Source organism: Burkholderia sp. AU32262 (genome assembly GCF_020419985.1).
GTDB lineage: Bacteria > Pseudomonadota > Gammaproteobacteria > Burkholderiales > Burkholderiaceae > Burkholderia > Burkholderia semiarida.
In genome coordinates this window covers 1-17,020 of the sequence record NZ_JAIZRS010000040.1, presented here as the reverse complement: position 1 = coordinate 17,020, position 17,020 = coordinate 1, and the positions used below count along the sequence as shown (strand labels likewise).

Sequence of the window (17,020 nt, the reverse complement as noted above, 5' to 3'; positions counted from 1 at the left end):
GCGGGATCACACTCGGCGATCGGACGGCAACGGACCATTCGAATCCTTCTCGGCTTGGCGATCCCGGTTTGCCTCGGTGCATCCTGGCAGATCGCACACGCCCAGTATTCCGCTGGCAACGGCAGTGCCACGGGGACCGGAGATGTCGCGATCTCAGGCGCCGGCGGCGTAGCCGCAACCGCAAGCGGTGGACTTGGAATTGCCATCGGCAGCCAAGCATCTACCTCCGGACTGAATGCAGTAGCGCTGGGCACGAATGCCCATTCGTCCGCCGCCGGCGCAATCTCGATGGGAGCAAATGCACTCGCTACCGGAGGGAATGCGCTCTCGATCGGCGTGAACGCGACTGCGTCCGGGCAAACCAGCACCGCTCTCGGTCCCGCAGCCCTTGCGTTGGGCATCACGTCAACTGCGGTCGGCCCCAATTCATTGGCAACCGCTGCAAACTCTGTTGCCTTGGGCGTCTTGGCGTCTGCAACCAACACCGCGGCGACGGCGATCGGCTCGAGCGCCGTCGCGAGCGACACCGGCGCCAGCGCTTTCGGGCAAGCCGCCACAGCCTCCAGTAGCAGTTCGACTGCCATCGGCGGCAACACGACAGCCAGCGGAATCGGTGCGAGCGCGATCGGCCATCAGGCACTCGCGACCGGCACCAACGCTTCCTCGTTCGGCGCCTCTGCCGCCGCGACCGCCGAGAACGCCAGTGCGCTCGGCGATTTCTCCACGGCATCCGGAATCGGCAGCACGGCGTTGGGTGCGGGTGCACGGTCGAGCGCAGACAACGCGCTGTCCGGTGGATTGAATGCAGCGGCGTCCGGCGTTTCATCGATTTCCCTCGGCAACGCGTCGGTTGCCTCCAACAATTCCGCGACGACGCTCGGCGCCGGCGGTACCGCATCGGGCGACCACTCGACCGCGCTGGCGACGCTCGCGACCGCGGCCGGCAGCTACTCGATCGCCGCGGGCTTCAAATCGATCACCACCAACACCGCCGACGCCGGCATCGCACTGGGTTCCGGCGCATCGGTCAGCGGCGCGTCCGGCGTCGCGATCGGCGTCAACAGCGGGGCGTCGGGTGTCAACGCGGTCGCGCTCGGCCCGGGCGGCACGGCGGGCGTCCCCGGTTCCGGCACGCAGGCGACGGGCGCGCAGGCCGTGTCCATCGGCTACAACGCGCTCGCCAGCAATACCTACGCGCAGGCATTCGGCAGCCAGGCGACGGCGAGCGGCACGAGCTCGATCGCCATCGGCAACACCGCCACGGCGTCCACCCTGTTCGGCATCGCCCTCGGCAACCTGGCGACCGCATCCGGCATTTCCGGCGTCGCGCTCGGCGCGGGTGCTACCGCAGGCGCCGACAACTCGGTGGCGCTTGGCGTGAATGCCGGGGTATCGGCATACGGCGGCGTCGCGATCGGCACCGGCTCGCAAGCGCTGGCCGGCTCGACGGTCGCATTCGGCGACACCAGCACGGTGGCCGCAGCCGCGGGCGCGGGTTCGATCGCCGCCGGTCACAACTCGCAGGTGACCGGCGGCACCGGTGCGATCGCACTCGGCGAAGGCCAAACCGCGAACGGCAACGGCGCGGTGGCGATCGGCGATCCGAACACGGCTACCGGCAACGGCGCCGTGGCCATGGGCGCCAACAACACTGCGAACGGCAATGGCGCGGTCGCGCTGGGCAATACGAACGTCGCGACCGGGCAGGGTTCCGTCGCGCTCGGCAACGCGTCGCAGGCCAATGTCGCGGGCGCGATCGCGATCGGCGATGCGGCCAACGTCCAGGCCGCTGCCACCGGTGGCGTCGCGCTCGGCTCGGGTGCGACTGCGAGCGTGGCCAACAGCGTCGCGCTCGGCGCGAATTCAGCGACGGTCGCCGCCACGCCGACTTCGAGCGCGGTCATTGGCGGCGTGACCTACAACTTCGCGGGCGCGGCACCGGCCGGCGTCGTGAGCGTCGGTGCGCCGGGCGCGGAGCGCCAGATCCAGAACGTTGCGGCCGGCCAGTTGAGCGGCGCCAGCACCGACGCGGTCAACGGGTCGCAGTTGTTCGCGACCAACCAGCAAGTAACGGCAAACACGACCGCGATATCGAACATCAACAACGGCGCGGGCATCAAGTACTTCCACGCGAATTCGACTGCACCCGATTCGTCGGCGACCGGCGCCGATGCCGTCGCGATCGGCGGCAACGCGCAAGCGACGGTCGCGAATTCTGTCGCGCTCGGTGCGAACGCGACCACCACCGCGGCCACCCCAACCTCGAGCGCGGTCATCGGCGGCGTGACCTACAACTTCGCGGGCGCAGCCCCCGCCGGCGTCGTGAGCGTCGGCGCACCGGGCGCGGAGCGCCAGATCCAGAACGTTGCGGCCGGCCAGTTGAGCGGCACCAGCACCGATGCGGTCAACGGTTCGCAATTGTTCGCGACCAACGAGCAGGTGACGGCCAACACGACGGCCATCTCGAACATCAACAATGGCGCCGGCATCAAATACTTCCACGCGAACTCGACGCTGGCCGACAGTCAGGCGACCGGGACGGACAGCATTGCCGTCGGCCCTCAGGCAGTCGCGAGCGCGGCCGGCAGCCTGGCCGCCGGCACCGGCGCGCAATCGAGCGCGGCGAGCGGCGTGGCGCTCGGTGCGCAGACGGCCGTTTCGATAGCCGGCGGCGTCGCGATCGGCTCGGGCGCCGTATCGGATCGCGCCATCGCGGCCGGCAGCGGCACGATTCCGGCCGGCAGCCACACCGTACCGTTCAATACGTCCGACGCGACCCTGCTGGGCGCCGTGTCGTTCGGCAGTGCATCGGGCAACACGTACCGGCAACTGATCAACGTCGCCGACGGGACCGACGCGCACGATGCGGTCACGGTCCGGCAGTTGACCGGGGCCCTGCAATCGTTCGCCGTCACGCCGACGATGTACTTCCATGCCAACTCGACCGCCGCCGATTCGCTCGCGGTAGGCGCCGAATCGATCGCGGTGGGGCCGACCACCGTCGTCAATGGAGACAACGGCGTCGGGATCGGCAACGGTGCGATCGTGCAGCAGACGGCGCCCGGCGGCGTGGCCATCGGTCAGGCCGCGAACTCGGGGCAGGCCGATGCCATCGCGCTGGGCAGCGGCGCGAATGCGACGGGGCCGCAATCGATCGCACAAGGCGCGAACGCCGTCGCCGGCACGTCGGGCGGCATCGCGATCGGCTCCGGCGCGAACAGCAGCGCAGCCGACGCCATCGCGTTGGGCTCGGGCGCCAGCGCGAGCTTCGCGAACAGCATCGCGCTCGGCGCCGGCTCGGTCACGACGGTCGGCGCGCAGTCGAACTACATTGCGTACGGCTTGAGCAGCCCGCAGTCGTCTGCCGGCGAAATCAACGTCGGCAACCGCAAGATCACCGGTCTCGCCGCCGGCTCGGCCGGCACCGACGCGGTCAACGTCAGCCAGCTCGAGGCCGTCAACCAGAACCTGACGACGCTGATCCAGAACATCAGCAGTACCAACGGTAACGGCGGCTTCCCGTCGACACCGGGCTCGTCGACGCCGCCCGCATCGACGGGCTCGAACTCGTCGGCAGGCGGCAACGGCGCGGTGGCGTCCGGCTCGAACAGCACGGCGGTCGGCAACGGCTCGACCGCATCGGGCACCGGCTCGACGACGATCGGCTCGGGCGCGACGTCGTCCGGCAACGGCTCCGTGGCGATCGGCTCGGGCAGCAACGACGGCGGGCGCAACAACGTCGTGTCGATCGGCACGGCGACTTCGACGCGGCAACTCACGAACGTCGCCGCCGGCACCGCGCCCACCGATGGCGTCAATGTCCAGCAACTGAATGCCGCGGTGGGCAACGCGAACGCGTACACCGACGCGAAGATCCAGTCGCTGCGACGCGACGCGGACGGCGGCACCGCCAGCGCGATGGCCGTCGCGGGCCTGCCGCAACCGTCCGGCCCGGGCAAGAGCATGGTGGCGATCGCCGGCAGCGTCTATCGCAGCCAGTCGGGGCAGGCGATCGGCATCTCGACGATCTCCGAGAACAATCACTGGATCTATAAGGCCGCCATCACGACCAACACGCGCAACGACTACGGCGCCGTGATCGGCGCGGGTTACCAGTGGTGACGGCGGAAAAACGGCTGTCCTGCAGCGACACGCGGCGGCCGCGCGCAACGATCGATCGTTGCCGCGGCGCCGGATACGCGGCTCCTTATACGATGAGAGACTGATCATGAAAATCCAATGGGCACTTGTGCTGTCCGTCAGTGTGCTTTCCGTTGCATCCCTGGCAGGCTGTGCGGCCGACGGGCCGCCCCGCTTCCCGGATCCGCAATCCGCCAGCCCGAAGGGCGGCACGTTCGTGAACGTGGCCAACCTGCGTAACGTCGGGCCCGGCCTGAACAAGGACCAGATGTTCGACCTGCTCGGTCCTCCTCACTTCAACGAGTGGTTCGTCGGCAGCCACGTGTGGAACTACCTGTTCGACTTCCGCCGCGGCAACGAAGTCGTTTCGTGCCAGTACCAGGTGCGCTACGACGAGCACATGAAGGTGAGCAATACGTACTGGCGCGACCCCGCATGCGCGGACTTCGTGCGCACGCAATCCGCCGCGCCGGCGGCCGCGGCAGAGTCGCCGGCCGCGCCGATCGAGCAATTCACGCTGCAAAGCGACGCGCTGTTCGCGTTCGGCCAATCGAGCCTCGAATCGATGCAGCCGGGCGGCAAGGCGCAGCTCGACGATGCGGTCGAGCGGATCAAGCGCCACAAGACGATCACGCGGATCGTCGTCGTCGGGCACACCGACCGGATCGGGGGGGGGGGGGGGGGGGGGGGGGGGGGGGGGGGGGGGGGGGGGGGGGGGGGGGGGGGGGGGGGGGGGGGGGGGGGGGGGGGGGGGGGGGGGGGGGGGGGGCACCCCGCCCGGATCCCCCCCCCCCCCCCCCCCCCGCGGTGAACGACCCGCTGTCGCGCGCGCGGGCGCAAACGGTCCGCCGCTATCTGATCGCGCATGGCCTGGACGGAAACGTCATCGAGGCGGACGGCGTGGGATCGCGCGAGCCCGTCGCGCATTGCCCGCCCGGCCAGAGCCGCGCCGTGATCGCGTGCCTGCAGCCCGATCGCCGGGTCTCGATCGCGGTCAGCGGCCGCGACTGACCGGCCGCGACGCCGGTGGCGTCATTCACGCTTCGCCCGCGTGGCGGGCGCCACATCGAACGACCGGCAAACCGGCATCGCGCCCCTGTGGGCGGTAACGCGCGCCTCGGGCTTGCCGGCATCGCCGGCGGCATCGCGTTTGCCGCCGTATCGGCGCCGGACCGGAACGACCGAGCGCCCGCGCTGCGCCCTACCCGTGCGGAAAGCGCGCGACGCGGCACGACGGCGCTTGATTCGAACGCCTGAGCGACCAGCTACCAGCAATCCGGATGACGACGATGAGAAGGGTCGGGGTGTATGTGGATGGCAGCAGCATCGACGCGAATGGCGGCCATCTGATGCGATACGACGTGCTGCGCGCGCTCGCCGGTCGGGCCGGCGCCACGATTCAGCGGCTGCACGCGTATCTGAGTTTCGACGCACGCCGCGCGGCACGCTCCGCCGATTACGACGCGCGGATCAAGGGCTATCAGGCGGCACTGCGCGACAAGGGATTCCGCGTCACGGTCAAGCCGCTCAGACACATCGCCGACGAGGATGGCACCGAAACCGTCAAATCGAATTCGGATCTGGGCATGGCCATCGACGCGCTGTCCGAATCGGACCGGCTCGACACCGTGCTCGTCGCCACCAGCGACGGCGATTTCGTCGAAGTCGTACGAGCGTTGCAGAAGAAGGGATGCCGGGTCGAAGTGCTCGGGTTCGACAACGTGCCGCTCGAATTACGCGATGCGGCCGACCAGTTCATCAGCGGCTATCTGGTGCCGGGCCTGCTGCCGGTTCGCGATGCGGCCTCCGGCTCGCCTGCCTGGGGCCAGGTCGGCTCACGCGTGCGCGGCGTGTGCAACCGGTTCGAGCCGGACGACGGATATGGCTTCATCGCGTTCTGGGCCGCGTTGCCCGATACGCCGCTGCTCGCGGCGGCCGAGACGAGCCCCGCCTACTTTCGCGGCAGCAGTTTGCAGGATCCGTCGATCGTCGCGCGGTTGCCGTCTCGAAGCACGATTCTCGAATTCGACCTCGCGATGCCCGCGAAACACACGGGCGCCCCTGAAGCGCGCCGGATTCAGGTCGTTTCCAGCGCCTAGCCATCAAGGCATCGCGGCGGCCCGATCAGCGCCCGAGCGCCGCGTCGTGATCGTGCTTCGACAGAAACATGAGGAAGGTCGTCCCTTCCCCCAGCTTCGAGCGGACCTGCAGCTTTCCGCCGAGCGAATCGACGACCGTCTTGACGAACGCCAGGCCCAAACCATGCCCGGACATCGACGCGCCGCCGTCCAGTTGCGTGAATTCGCGAAACAGCTTTTCCTGGTCGCGCTCGGATATGCCGGTTCCGTAATCGGTCACGGCGATCTTCACGTGCCGATCCGTGGCCGACAACTCCACGTCGACCGTGGAGGCTTCGCGACCGAACTTGATCGCGTTGCCGATCAGATTGACGAATGCCCGCCGCAGCAATTGCACATCGGCGATCGTACTGAGCCCGGGCTCCGCCGTCAGGTTGACGATCGTCGATTTCGCACTCGCCTGCGGCAGCAGATCGTCGACGGCATCGCCGAGCACCAGTGCGGGATCGACCGCGGCCAGCTTCGGCGGCAGATTCTCGGCCCTGGCAAGAAAGAGGAAATCGTCGGAGAGGGTCAGCGCGCGCGTCGCATACTGTGATACCAGTTCGGCGAAGCGCTGCGGCGTGTACCGCGACGGATCCCGCCGGATCTGCGAAACGAGCGCGAGAATCGACGCCTGCGGCGACCGCATGTCGTGCGACAGGAATCGCAGCGCCATGTCCCGCTGCCGCTCGGCCATCCGGACGGACGAGACGTCCGCGACATGAAAGACCAGCGCGCGCTCGCCATAGACGGACGGGCGGATCGGTGCGCACTTGATCAGCAGCGAACGACCGCACCGTGCATTGGCGATCTCGATTCCCTGGTCGAGCTGCGATTTCGTCTGTGCCGACAGCGCGTCGCCGTCAGGCCAGTGATCGAGCGACGTCAACGCCTGCGCGACGAATTCATTCGCCCGATGCGATGCGGTGATCTGAAACAGCACGTCCGAAACCGGCCGGCCCACCGGCGCCCGCCCGGCATCCGGATGCTCGTCGGGCTCCGCGCACCACGCGGCGATCCGCCGGTTCGCCAGCAGCACGACACCGTCGGCCGACGCAATCAGCGTCGCTTCCGGCAGACTGTCGACCCACGCGTCGATGAGCGCACGATAGCGACGTACTCGCGCATCCAGATTCGCAGTCCTGTCCAGTTGCCGCCGAACCGGGTCGACGTGTCGCACGACGCTCGCCGACTCCGCATGCAGCGACGGGTCGGTCGCCATGCGGTCGCCGAGGAGACCGATGAAGCGCAGCAACACTTCGGTACGCCGCCAGAACACCAGCACGCAGGCGAGCACGCACATCAGCATGCCGGTGGCGGGCGGCAGCGCCTCGCCGCCGACCATGAACACGGCATACGCGATCGCGGCAACCGCTCCTGCGACGGCGAACGATGCAACGAGGCCGGCACCAGGACCGAACCGGTAGAGCAACGCACAGATCACGCCCACGACGGCCTCGTTGAACAGCAGCGCCCACGCAAGACCGGCCTGTTGAAGCGGTGCCGCCACGGCCGGCGCAGCCGATGCAACGATTGCCGCGGCATCGTCTCCGATCGGCCGCACGCCGGCCGACGACACGCCGGGCCGGCCATGCCCGAGGTCGGCCGCCGCGCGAATCAGGACCGCGCGGCCGCTCAGCCGGTTCGACGGCACCGCGCCGTCCAGCACGTTGACGTACGAGTAGCGCTCGCAAGGTCCGTTCCAGTGAAACGCAGCGTCGCGCGCGCAGGCTTGATCGGCGTTGCCGGAATTGCCGAGGTTGCCGCTCCCGGCCTCCGTTCGTGCGCCGCCGCGACTTGCCGCCTCGCCACCGCGGTGCCCGGCACGTGCGCGCGCGACGGCCCGCAAGCCGGTCAGGTCGATACTGACGACTGCGACGCCGCTTCCGGCAAGCCGCTCCATCATCCGCTCACGGGTTTCGATGCTGAACGGCCAGTTGCCCAGACGCGCGGTCGTACGTTCGTCGACCACGATCATCGCCAGCGGCTTGACGGGCCCGCCGTGGGCCGACCGTGACACGAACCCGAACCACGCGCGGTCGACGCGTTGCAGCGCATGTGTCGTCGTGAGCACCGCACAGACCAGCACCAGCGCAAACGTCACGCGTATCCACTCCGTGGCGCAATACGAGGACACGCTCCCGGCCATCTGCCTGCCTTCATCACATGAACGGCGCCGCCCCAGCCCCAAAAATCTTCCGAACATGTCGATCAGATGATGCTCCATCGATATCGCATTGATCGGCATCTGACATACCTGCGTCAAACACCGCACCCCACTTCAAGCAGCATTGACCGGTGACGCAGCAGCCCGGTCACCCCCCTTCACGTGCCGATCGCCCGCCCTGTACATACGCGCTCGGACGTACCCGGCCAAACGACCTCCAAGCAGCGATCCGTAATTTAATATGCGTCAATTATACTTCAATTTTCACCGGAATTAACCATCCAATTTAATTACAATTAAATTAACACTTAATTTAAACTCCATTCTGATATTATTTCAGAATAAACCATCGCTCTCAGGCGACATCATCCCTCATACACAGCATGCGCGACGCCCGGCCCATCCCAAAAAACCGGTGCATTAAAATCCGAATCATCACACAAAAAGAAAATCAATTAAGCTTTCAATATGCAGTCCAGATATCACAATACGATTCCCATGAATCTCATTCTCAAAAATCGAGCCACAATATACAAAACAATAAACAAATTTACATTTGTTTATTTTCCATGAGTTGAAATTTTGCATTCCACTCAATAGAATCGATCGATCAGCAACATGCAGCCGATATTTAATCGGCGTACCCGGACATTCATGAATTTCCCCTTTGCATCAAACGATCCGCTCGACGATGCCGAACGCGGACTGCGTCAGGGCGAGTTCTTTTTCCTCCTGCAACCCAAGTTCGCGCTCCATGGAATCCGTCTGACCGGTTTCGAATGTCTGATGCGCTGGCGCCATCCGGCGCGCGGCATCCTGGAGCCCGCGTCGTTCATCAGCCTGATCGAGGATTCATCTCTGGCCACGCGCTTCACCGAACTGCTCACCCGAAGAGCGGCGCACATGCTGGCGCAGTGGAAGGCGGCCGGTTACGGCAAGCTGTCGCTCGCGATCAATCTGTCTCCGTCGGAGCTGGGGCACGCGGATTTTCCGGCGCAGCTTTCCGCACTGCTGACGTCGCTCGGGCTCGAGCCGGCTCGCGTCGAAATCGAGCTGACCGACGTCGTTCCGCCTGCCCGGCTCGACTGGCTGGTGGAGGCCATCCATGCGGCGCAGGCAATCGGCGTGCGCGTCGCATTGGACGACTTCGGCGCAGGCTTCAATTCGCTGACGCTGTTGCAACAGTTGCCGGTGGATATCGTCAAGTTCGATCGCTCGCTGATCCGCGATGTCCTGCAAAACAACGAATCCATGCGGGTCGTTGAGACCCTGGTGCACATCGCGCAAAGCCATGGCAAGCACATCGTGATGACGGGCATCGAAACCGCCGCGCAGTTCGAATGGGCCAGCACGCTGCCGGACGTCGACGGCCAGGGTTTCTATCTCGGCGAGCCGCTGCGCGAAGCGGCGGTCCAGACGTTCATCGCCGATTGCCATGCGCGGATCCTGTCGTAGCCCCGCGCGCGCCGTAGGCGAGTAGGCGCCATCCATGCTTCAGGCGCGAGGCCGCGTGCTTCATGCGTCGGGTCGGCATACCGGACGCCGCCGCATCCCAGGATTCATCCGGAATATCGGGTGCCATCTACGCTCCGATCGGGCTGTTGGTTCGCGCCGCCGTGTGCGACGTGCAGCCAGCATAGAACGGCGGCCCGAGCGCTCAAAGTGAACTTTTGTCACTTTCACGAGCATTTCCACAGGGCTCCCACATTCCGGGAAAATGCCGATCCGTCGGGCACCGACGTGCGCCGGTGCCTCGCCCGTGAATTACCAGCGAATCAACGCCGAGCCCCACGTGAAGCCCGAGCCCATCGCAGGCGTCAGGACGAGATCGTTCTCCTTGATGCGTCCGTCGGATACGGCTTCGCTGAGCGCGAGCGGAATCGACGCCGCCGACGTGTTGCCGTGTTTGCCGACGGTGAGCACGACCTTCTCCATCGGCAGATTCAACTTCGTGCCGACGGTTTGCACGATGCGCTGGTTTGCCTGATGCGGAACGATCCAGTCGACGTCGTCCCGGGTCAGCCCGTGCGCATCGAGCGCTTCCTGCGACGCGTCGGCGAGATTGACGACCGCATGCAGAAATACGTCGCGGCCCTCCAGATGCATCTTGCCGGCGCTTTGCGTCGACGATACCCCGCCGTCCGTGTGAATCTTGTCCCAGTACCGTCCATCCGAATGCAGATGCGTGGACAGCACACCGCGCGGCCTGTCGCCTTCGCGCCGTTCGCCGCGCAGCACCAGCGCGCCCGCGCCGTCGCCGAACAGCACGCAGCTATTGCGGTCCTGCCAGTCCACGATACGCGACATCGTTTCCGCGCCGATCACCAGCGCGGTGTGCGCCTGCCCGAGCCGGATCATGTTGTCGGCGACCGAGAGCGCGAACACGAAGCCCGAACAGACGGCCTGCACGTCGAACGCGGCGCCGCGCGGCATGCCGATCGCTTCCTGAACGCGGACGGCCGTCGCGGGCATCGTGCGATCGGGCGTGCAGGTCGCGAGTACGATGAGATCGACGTCGGCCGCGGCGATCCCTGCGTGACTCAGCGCGGCCCGGGCCGCGCCGATCGCGAGATCGGACGTGTTCTCGCCGGGCGCCGCGATCCTGCGCTCCTTGATGCCGGTGCGCTGCGTGATCCACTCGTCCGTGGTGTCGACCTTCAGTGCGATGTCATGATTCGTCATGCGGTGCTCGGGCAACGCGGAACCGCAGCCGACGACGCGCGACATCCAGTGGTCCACGCGATTGATTTCCACCATCTTCGGTACTCCGATCAAAGTCGATGACGCGCCGGCCGCCCGATGTCTCGAACCGGCGCCCTGGCGTTACCAGCTTCCGACGCCCGCGTCCTGGCCCGGCTCCGCGGCGGCGCTCGTGCCCTGCGGTTGCAGCGAGACGAGATGCTCGGCCAGCGCATTGAAGGTCGGATAGTCGTAAAGGACCGTATCGTCGATCTTGATGTTGAGCCGCTCTTCGAGGAAGAACGCGAGTTCGACGGAATGCATCGAGTCGAAGCCGGCGTCGGCGAAGGTCTGTTCGAGATCGGTCGGCACCTTCAGGTTGTTCGCTTCGGTCCACTCCTGGATCCACGCAAGAATGGTTTCCGCGGTGACCGTCGGCCCGTTGACGGCTGCAGCTTGAAGTTGATCGTTCATGGCATCGATTCCTTGAAGTCGGATTGAGGACGGTGAAGGCGCGGCGGCGACGCCGCGCCCGGGAAACGGAAAGGCAGCGCCTATGCGGGTGTCGCGCGCATCAGCGGTTCCGGATCGGCGTGCGGCGCATCGGCAGCGCGTCCGCCGAGAAAGTGCGCGAGACGCCGCACGGAAGGTGCACGCACGATGGAGTTGTGGTCGTCGTCGAACACGTCGACCGTGATGCCGCCGCGCCCGAAACGGCGCAGTTGCTGCTCCGCCAGCACGCTCGAGATCCCGCGCTTGTCGCGCGCGGCGAGCGCGTATCTGATGTGCGTTTGCACCTGCCGCGGCTGGTGACAGGCGAGCGCCACCGCGCTGGCGGCATGCAGCCGCGCGATGTGGTCGAACATCTCAGGCTGGGCGCGGCGGCGCACGTCGGCGAGATAGAAGTCCTGATCGAGCATCGCATCGAAACGCGGGTCGGCCAGCCATCGCTCGACTGCCTGCATACCGTCATCCGGCGCGAGATCAGCGGCCAGTGCGCGCAACCGCGTGGCGAATTCGCCGTCGTGGAGCGGGCTGTCGACGATCATCAACGGCGGCGCGCTCCCGCCCTCCGACTCCCACTGCACGGCCATTTCGTGCGCGACGATCCCGCCGAACGACCAGCCGCCGAGCAGGTCGGGCTGCCTGCCGTGCGTCGCGAGCAGCGCCGCGCGGTAGCGCGACGCCAGTTGCACGATCGAAAGATACGCGGGCGCGTGGCCCTGATCCGCGTACGGATGACGGATCGCGACGACCGTCGGGTCGCCCGGCCATGCCGCGGCCAGTTCCTGATAACACAGCACGTTTCCGCCGACCGGATGCACGAGCGCAACGAGCGGCCCGGCCCCGTCGCGCAGCGTCACGATCAGGCCGACGTCGCCGCCCGTTTCGGCCGGTTGCCGGGGATCGGCCGCCACGACTTCGCGAACGGACGCGTCACCGTTCGTCGCGCCGAACCACGCGGCCAGCGTCTGGAGCGACGCGCCGCGCGCCAGCATGGCGATCGGCGGCATCTTGCCGAGCCGCTGATGCAGCCGCGCCCGCAGCTCCGTCAACGCCAGCGAGTCGAGCCCCTGGCCGACGAGCGACAGCCCATCGTCGAGCACGACGGTATCCGGCGCGACCGCTGCCGCGATCGTGCGCAACGTCGCGAGCATCTGCGCCGCGCCCGCCGGTGCCACGTCGGCGCGATCCACCTCGATCGAGCGCGGCGGCCGGGCTTCCGCATTCGATGCGCCATCGCTTCGTTGGCGCACCGCACCACGCGCCGCTTCGGCGAGATCGGGAAACGGCAGCTCGAAACGCTCGGTGTCGAACGCGTAGCCCGGCGCTTCGGCCGGCCGCGGCGCATTGCCGTACAGCTTGTGCCACGCGACCTTCTGCCCTTCGCCGTAAAGGCGTGCGCAGCCGTGGGCGAAGCCGGTCGATTCGGTTTCCTCATCGCCTTCCGGGCCGTCGGCGAGCGACGCGATCGCGCACGTCCAGTCGCCGCCGGCGGCGGCGCGCGCGAGCTTGGCGAGCGCCGCGCCGGGCCCCACTTCGACGAAGAGCGTCTTGCCGTCCGACGCCGCCAGCAACGCGTCATGAAAACGCACCGGCTGCTCGACGAGATCGAGCCAGTGCTCGACGCCGGCGATCGCATCGGTCGCGACGGCGCCCGTGAGGGTGGAGACGATCGGAATCGACGGCGGCGCGAACGTCAGCGGTTCGAGCGCGCGCCGGAACGCGTCGCGCATCGAACGCAACATCGGCGAATGGCCCGGCGTGCCGTAGGTCTTGAGCAGCGACACACGCTTGCCCGCCGCGACCATCGCGTCGTGCACGCGCGCCACCGCTTCCGGCGTGCCGCTGACGACGGTCTGCCCCGGCCCGTTGATGCCGGCGACGAACAGATCCTCGCCGAACGCGAACCGCGCGGCGAGTTCGTCGGCCGCGGCGGCCACCGCGAGCATCGCGCCGGCCGGCGTCGCGGTATCGAACAGTCGGCCGCGCGCCTCCACCGCCTTGAGACCGTCGCCGAGCGACATCACGCCGCCGATCACGGCGGCCACGTGCTCGCCGAGCGAATGCCCGATCAGCAGATCCGGCTGCACGCCGAGCTCCATCCAGGTACGTGAAAGTGCGTAGCACACGACGAAGTGAGCCAGTTGCCCCGGATGATGGCGCACCGCTTGCGCGCCACGGCCGACGATCGCATCGAGCACGTCGCGCGCCGTTTCGCTACCCAGCAGGCGCAGACACGCGTCCGCGTGTTTGCGGAACAGCCCGTTGCCGTGGTAGAGGTTTCCGCCGACGCCCGGCTGCCACGCCCCTTGCCCTGGCACGAGAAACGCGACGCGGGGCTTGCGCGGCGGCTCGCCCGCATGCCAGTTGCCGGACGGATTGTCCGCGAGAAACGCGTCGAGCGCGTCGATGAAATCCGCTTTCGTCGTGCCGACCAGCGCGACGCGATGATCGAAATGATCGCGTCGCACGTTCGACGTATGACACGCATCGCGCAGCGGCACGGACGTGCCCGCGAGCCAGGCCCGCCATGCCGACGCGACACGCCGCCGTGCGTCCGGCGAGCGCCCGGACAGCGTCAATACGCGTTCGCGGTCGATCGGCGCACCGGTGTCCGGCACGGGCGCCGGCGCGGACAGAATCAGGTGGACGTTGGTCCCGGTGATGCCGAAACCGCTCACGCCGACCAGCGTCTCGCCTTCGTCGAGCGGCGTACCCTCGCGTGGAATGGCGAGTTGCGCGCCTTCCCAGTGAAAGCGCGGGTTCGGCGTCTCGAAGTTCACCTGCGCGGGTACGTGGCGGTGCCGCAGGATCAGCATCGCCTTGGTGAAGCCGGCCATGCCTGCGGCGCCCTCCAGATGCCCGAGCTGGGACTTCACGGAGCCGACGAGGATCGGCTTGTCGCGTGCGACGGCGCGCGTATAGACGTTACGCAACGCGGAAAGCTCGATCGGATCGCCGAGCGCCGTGCCCGTGCCATGCGCTTCCACATAGGCGACTGCTTCCGGCCGAACGCCGGCGCGCATCATTGCCCGGCGAATGACGGCTTCCTGCGCCGCGCCGTTGGGCGCGGTGAGACCGTTGCTCGCGCCGTCGCTGTTGACGGCCGACCCGATCAGCACCGCATCGATGCGATCGCCGTGCGCAAGCGCGTCGTCGTGCCGCTTCATCACGATCACGCCGCCGCCTTCGCCGCGAATATAGCCGTCGGCGCTCGCGTCGAAGGGACGGCATTGCCCGGAGGCGGACATCGCCTGGAGCCGCGCGATGCCGATCGTTTCCTCCGGCCCGAGGATCAGGTTCACGCCGCCGGCGATCGCGACGTCGCACTCGCCGGCCTGCAGGCTCTGCGCGGCAAGATGGATCGCGACCAGCGACGACGAACAGGTCGTATCGACGAAGATCGCGGGCCCGCTCAAACCCAGTATGTGCGCGACGCGCCCGGGGGCCATCGCGCGCAGGTTGCCGAGCTTCGAATAGGTGGTGATGCGCGACGGATCGCCGGACCAGACGGTGCGCCGGCCATAGTCCGCCTCGCCGATCGTCATGAAGACCCCGACGTTCCTGCCGCGCAGCCGGCCCGGCGCGATGCCCGCGTTCTCGAGCGCCGCCCATGCGAGTTCGAGCATCCAGCGCTGCTGCGGATCCATCTCCATCGCCTCGGCCGCCGAGGTCCGGAACAGCTTGCGGTCGAAGCGGAACGGATCGTCGACATAGCCGGCCACGCGCGAATACGTGGTGCCGGGCTCGTCGGTATCCGGCGAGTAGTACGCGTCGATATCGAAGCGTTCGCGCGGCGTTTCGCGGATCGCCGTGCGCCCGGAATTCAGCAGCGTCCAATAGCTCGACGCACAGGACGCGCCGCCGGGGAACCGGCACGACATGCCGATGATGGCGACGCGCTGCGCTTGCGTGTTTGACTGGTTCATACCGTCCTCGCGGCGGAAAGCGTTCATCCGGCCTAGTGGCGGCTCGCCGCGGCGAGATCGTCGCTGCTGCTCGCCTGGACGAGCACGGCCATGTTGCCGGGCAGGTGCCGGTTCTCGCGGATCTTCGCGTGCGCGTCCGGCAGGCGGCTCCACGGAAACACTTCCGACAGGCACGGGTCGATCTTGCCGCTCATCACGAGCCGGTTCGCCTGCGACGCTTCCTTGAGGTTGGCGAAGTGGCTGCCCTGAATGCGTTTCTGGCGCATCCACACGTAGCGCGCATCGCAGGTCAGGTCGTAGCCGCTCGTCGCCGCACAGAACACGACCATGCCGCCGCGCTTCACGACGTAGCAGGACGGGGCGAACGTATTGCGGCCCGGGTGCTCGAACACCATGTCGACGTCGCGCTTTTCGCCGAGCGCACCCCAGATCGCCTTTCCGAAGCGCTTGACTTCATCGACGTAGGCCGCGTACTCGACCTTCGCATCGACGGGCGGCGGCGCGCCCCAGCACGAGAAATCCGAACGGTTGATCACGCCCACCGCGCCGAGCCGTTTGACGAATTCGGCCTTCGACGCGTCGGAGACTACGGCGACGGGGCGCGCGCCCGCGAGCGCCGCGAGCTGGATCGCCATCGTTCCGAGCCCGCCCGCCGCGCCCCACACGAGCACCGATTGCCCGGCGGAAAGCACGTGTGGCTTGTGGCCGAACAGCATCCGGTATGCGGTCGCGAGCGTGAGCGTATAGCAGGCGCTGGCGGCCCACGTGAGGTGCTTCGGGCGCGGCATCAGCTGCGTCGACTGCACGCGCGCGAACTGCGCGAACGAGCCATGCGACGTTTCATAACCCCAGATCCGCTGCGACGGGGACAGCATCGGATCGCCGCCGTTGCATTCCTCGTCGTCGCCATCGACCTGGGAGCAGTGTGCGACCACCTCGTCGCCGACCTTCCATTTCTTCACGTTCGAGCCGACGGCCCATACGATGCCGGCCGCATCCGAGCCCGTGATGTGATACGGATCGTCATGCAGGTCCAGCACCGAGAACGGCTGGCCGAGCGCCGCCCACACGCCGTTGTAGTTGACGCCGGCCGCCATCACGAGAATCAGCACGTCGTCCGGGCCGAGCGACGGCACGTCGACGATTTCGTTCGTGAACGCGTGCTGCGGCTCCCCGTGGTTCTCGCGACGAATCGTCCACGCGTGCATTTTCCTCGGCACGACGCCCAGCGGGATCGCGCTGCCGATGTCGAACAGTTCCGGCGGGTTCCTTCTCGTTTCGACAGCGAAATCGATCGTTTTGGTATCCATAACAATACTCGTGAAAGAGTTGATCCGGGAAAAGTTGCACTCGTGCTAGTGTCCTGTTCCGTTGTTAACTGGTCTATCTTCGCGTAGCATGTTGACGTCAACGGAACGGGAGACGTCAGCATGGCGATGGGACGACCGAAGGCGGAACTGGTGCTGAGCGAAGACGAGCGT

General features: G+C 67.2%; 9 protein-coding genes and 1 pseudogene. 5 read left to right on the top strand and 5 right to left on the bottom strand.

Annotated elements, in window-relative coordinates; translation table 11 throughout:
* The first annotated feature begins 18 nt into the window (after positions 1–18).
* The 4 genes and pseudogenes from LGN10_RS31190 to LGN10_RS31175 all read left to right on the top strand — a co-directional run bounded on the left by LGN10_RS31190 (position 19) and on the right by LGN10_RS31175 (position 6,239).
* A complete protein-coding gene (locus tag LGN10_RS31190; protein WP_413227169.1) occupies positions 19–4,122 on the top strand; it encodes a beta strand repeat-containing protein in 4,104 nt (1,367 codons plus the stop codon).
* 106 nt (positions 4,123–4,228) lie between these two features.
* Positions 4,229–4,951, top strand: a complete 723-nt coding sequence (gene bamE, locus LGN10_RS31185) for an outer membrane protein assembly factor BamE (protein WP_226226066.1) — start codon at positions 4,229–4,231, stop codon at positions 4,949–4,951.
* Positions 4,951–5,151: pseudogene (locus LGN10_RS31180) on the top strand (OmpA family protein); the annotation flags it as partial. The gene bamE and the pseudogene LGN10_RS31180, both read left to right, overlap by 1 nt.
* A gap of 278 nt (positions 5,152–5,429) precedes the next feature.
* Positions 5,430–6,239 (top strand): NYN domain-containing protein, encoded by an 810-nt coding sequence (locus LGN10_RS31175; RefSeq protein WP_179231830.1) that lies wholly within the window; start codon positions 5,430–5,432, stop codon positions 6,237–6,239.
* Between the two features lie 25 nt (positions 6,240–6,264).
* On the opposite strand, the gene LGN10_RS31170 is transcribed toward LGN10_RS31175, so the two are convergent.
* Entirely contained in the window at positions 6,265–8,364 is a 2,100-nt protein-coding gene (locus LGN10_RS31170) for an ATP-binding protein (protein WP_226226065.1), read from the bottom strand.
* A gap of 717 nt (positions 8,365–9,081) precedes the next feature.
* On the opposite strand from LGN10_RS31170, the gene LGN10_RS31165 reads away from it, so the two are divergent.
* Positions 9,082–9,882, top strand: a complete 801-nt coding sequence (locus tag LGN10_RS31165; RefSeq protein WP_226226063.1) for an EAL domain-containing protein — start codon at positions 9,082–9,084, stop codon at positions 9,880–9,882.
* A 309-nt stretch (positions 9,883–10,191) separates the two neighbouring features.
* Here LGN10_RS31165 and LGN10_RS31160 read toward each other — a convergent pair whose 3' ends face one another.
* From LGN10_RS31160 to ccrA, 4 genes are all read right to left on the bottom strand, one after another.
* On the bottom strand, positions 10,192–11,184 hold the full coding sequence (locus LGN10_RS31160; protein ID WP_124657554.1) for a beta-ketoacyl-ACP synthase III: 993 nt from the start codon (positions 11,182–11,184) through the stop codon (positions 10,192–10,194).
* A gap of 66 nt (positions 11,185–11,250) precedes the next feature.
* Complete coding sequence (locus tag LGN10_RS31155; protein WP_060010709.1) at positions 11,251–11,580, bottom strand: acyl carrier protein; 330 nt, start codon at positions 11,578–11,580, stop codon at positions 11,251–11,253.
* 80 nt (positions 11,581–11,660) lie between these two features.
* Positions 11,661–15,539, bottom strand: a complete 3,879-nt coding sequence (locus LGN10_RS31150) for a type I polyketide synthase (RefSeq protein WP_226226061.1) — start codon at positions 15,537–15,539, stop codon at positions 11,661–11,663.
* 32 nt (positions 15,540–15,571) lie between these two features.
* Positions 15,572–16,849, bottom strand: a complete 1,278-nt coding sequence (gene ccrA / locus LGN10_RS31145) for a crotonyl-CoA carboxylase/reductase (RefSeq protein ID WP_099318577.1) — start codon at positions 16,847–16,849, stop codon at positions 15,572–15,574.
* Positions 16,850–17,020: the final 171 nt, after the last annotated feature.

Excerpts from the sequence above, each read along its gene's own strand:
- bamE (WP_226226066.1), top strand. The coding sequence starts at position 4,229 with ATGAAAATCCAATGGGCACTTGTGCTGTCCGTCAGTGTGCTTTCCGTT.
- LGN10_RS31155 (WP_060010709.1), bottom strand. The coding sequence starts at position 11,580 with ATGAACGATCAACTTCAAGCTGCAGCCGTCAACGGGCCGACGGTCACC.
- LGN10_RS31160 (WP_124657554.1), bottom strand. The coding sequence starts at position 11,184 with ATGGTGGAAATCAATCGCGTGGACCACTGGATGTCGCGCGTCGTCGGC.
- LGN10_RS31175 (WP_179231830.1), top strand. The coding sequence starts at position 5,430 with ATGAGAAGGGTCGGGGTGTATGTGGATGGCAGCAGCATCGACGCGAAT.
- LGN10_RS31150 (WP_226226061.1), bottom strand. The coding sequence starts at position 15,539 with ATGAACCAGTCAAACACGCAAGCGCAGCGCGTCGCCATCATCGGCATG.
- LGN10_RS31165 (WP_226226063.1), top strand. The coding sequence starts at position 9,082 with ATGAATTTCCCCTTTGCATCAAACGATCCGCTCGACGATGCCGAACGC.
- ccrA (WP_099318577.1), bottom strand. The coding sequence starts at position 16,849 with ATGGATACCAAAACGATCGATTTCGCTGTCGAAACGAGAAGGAACCCG.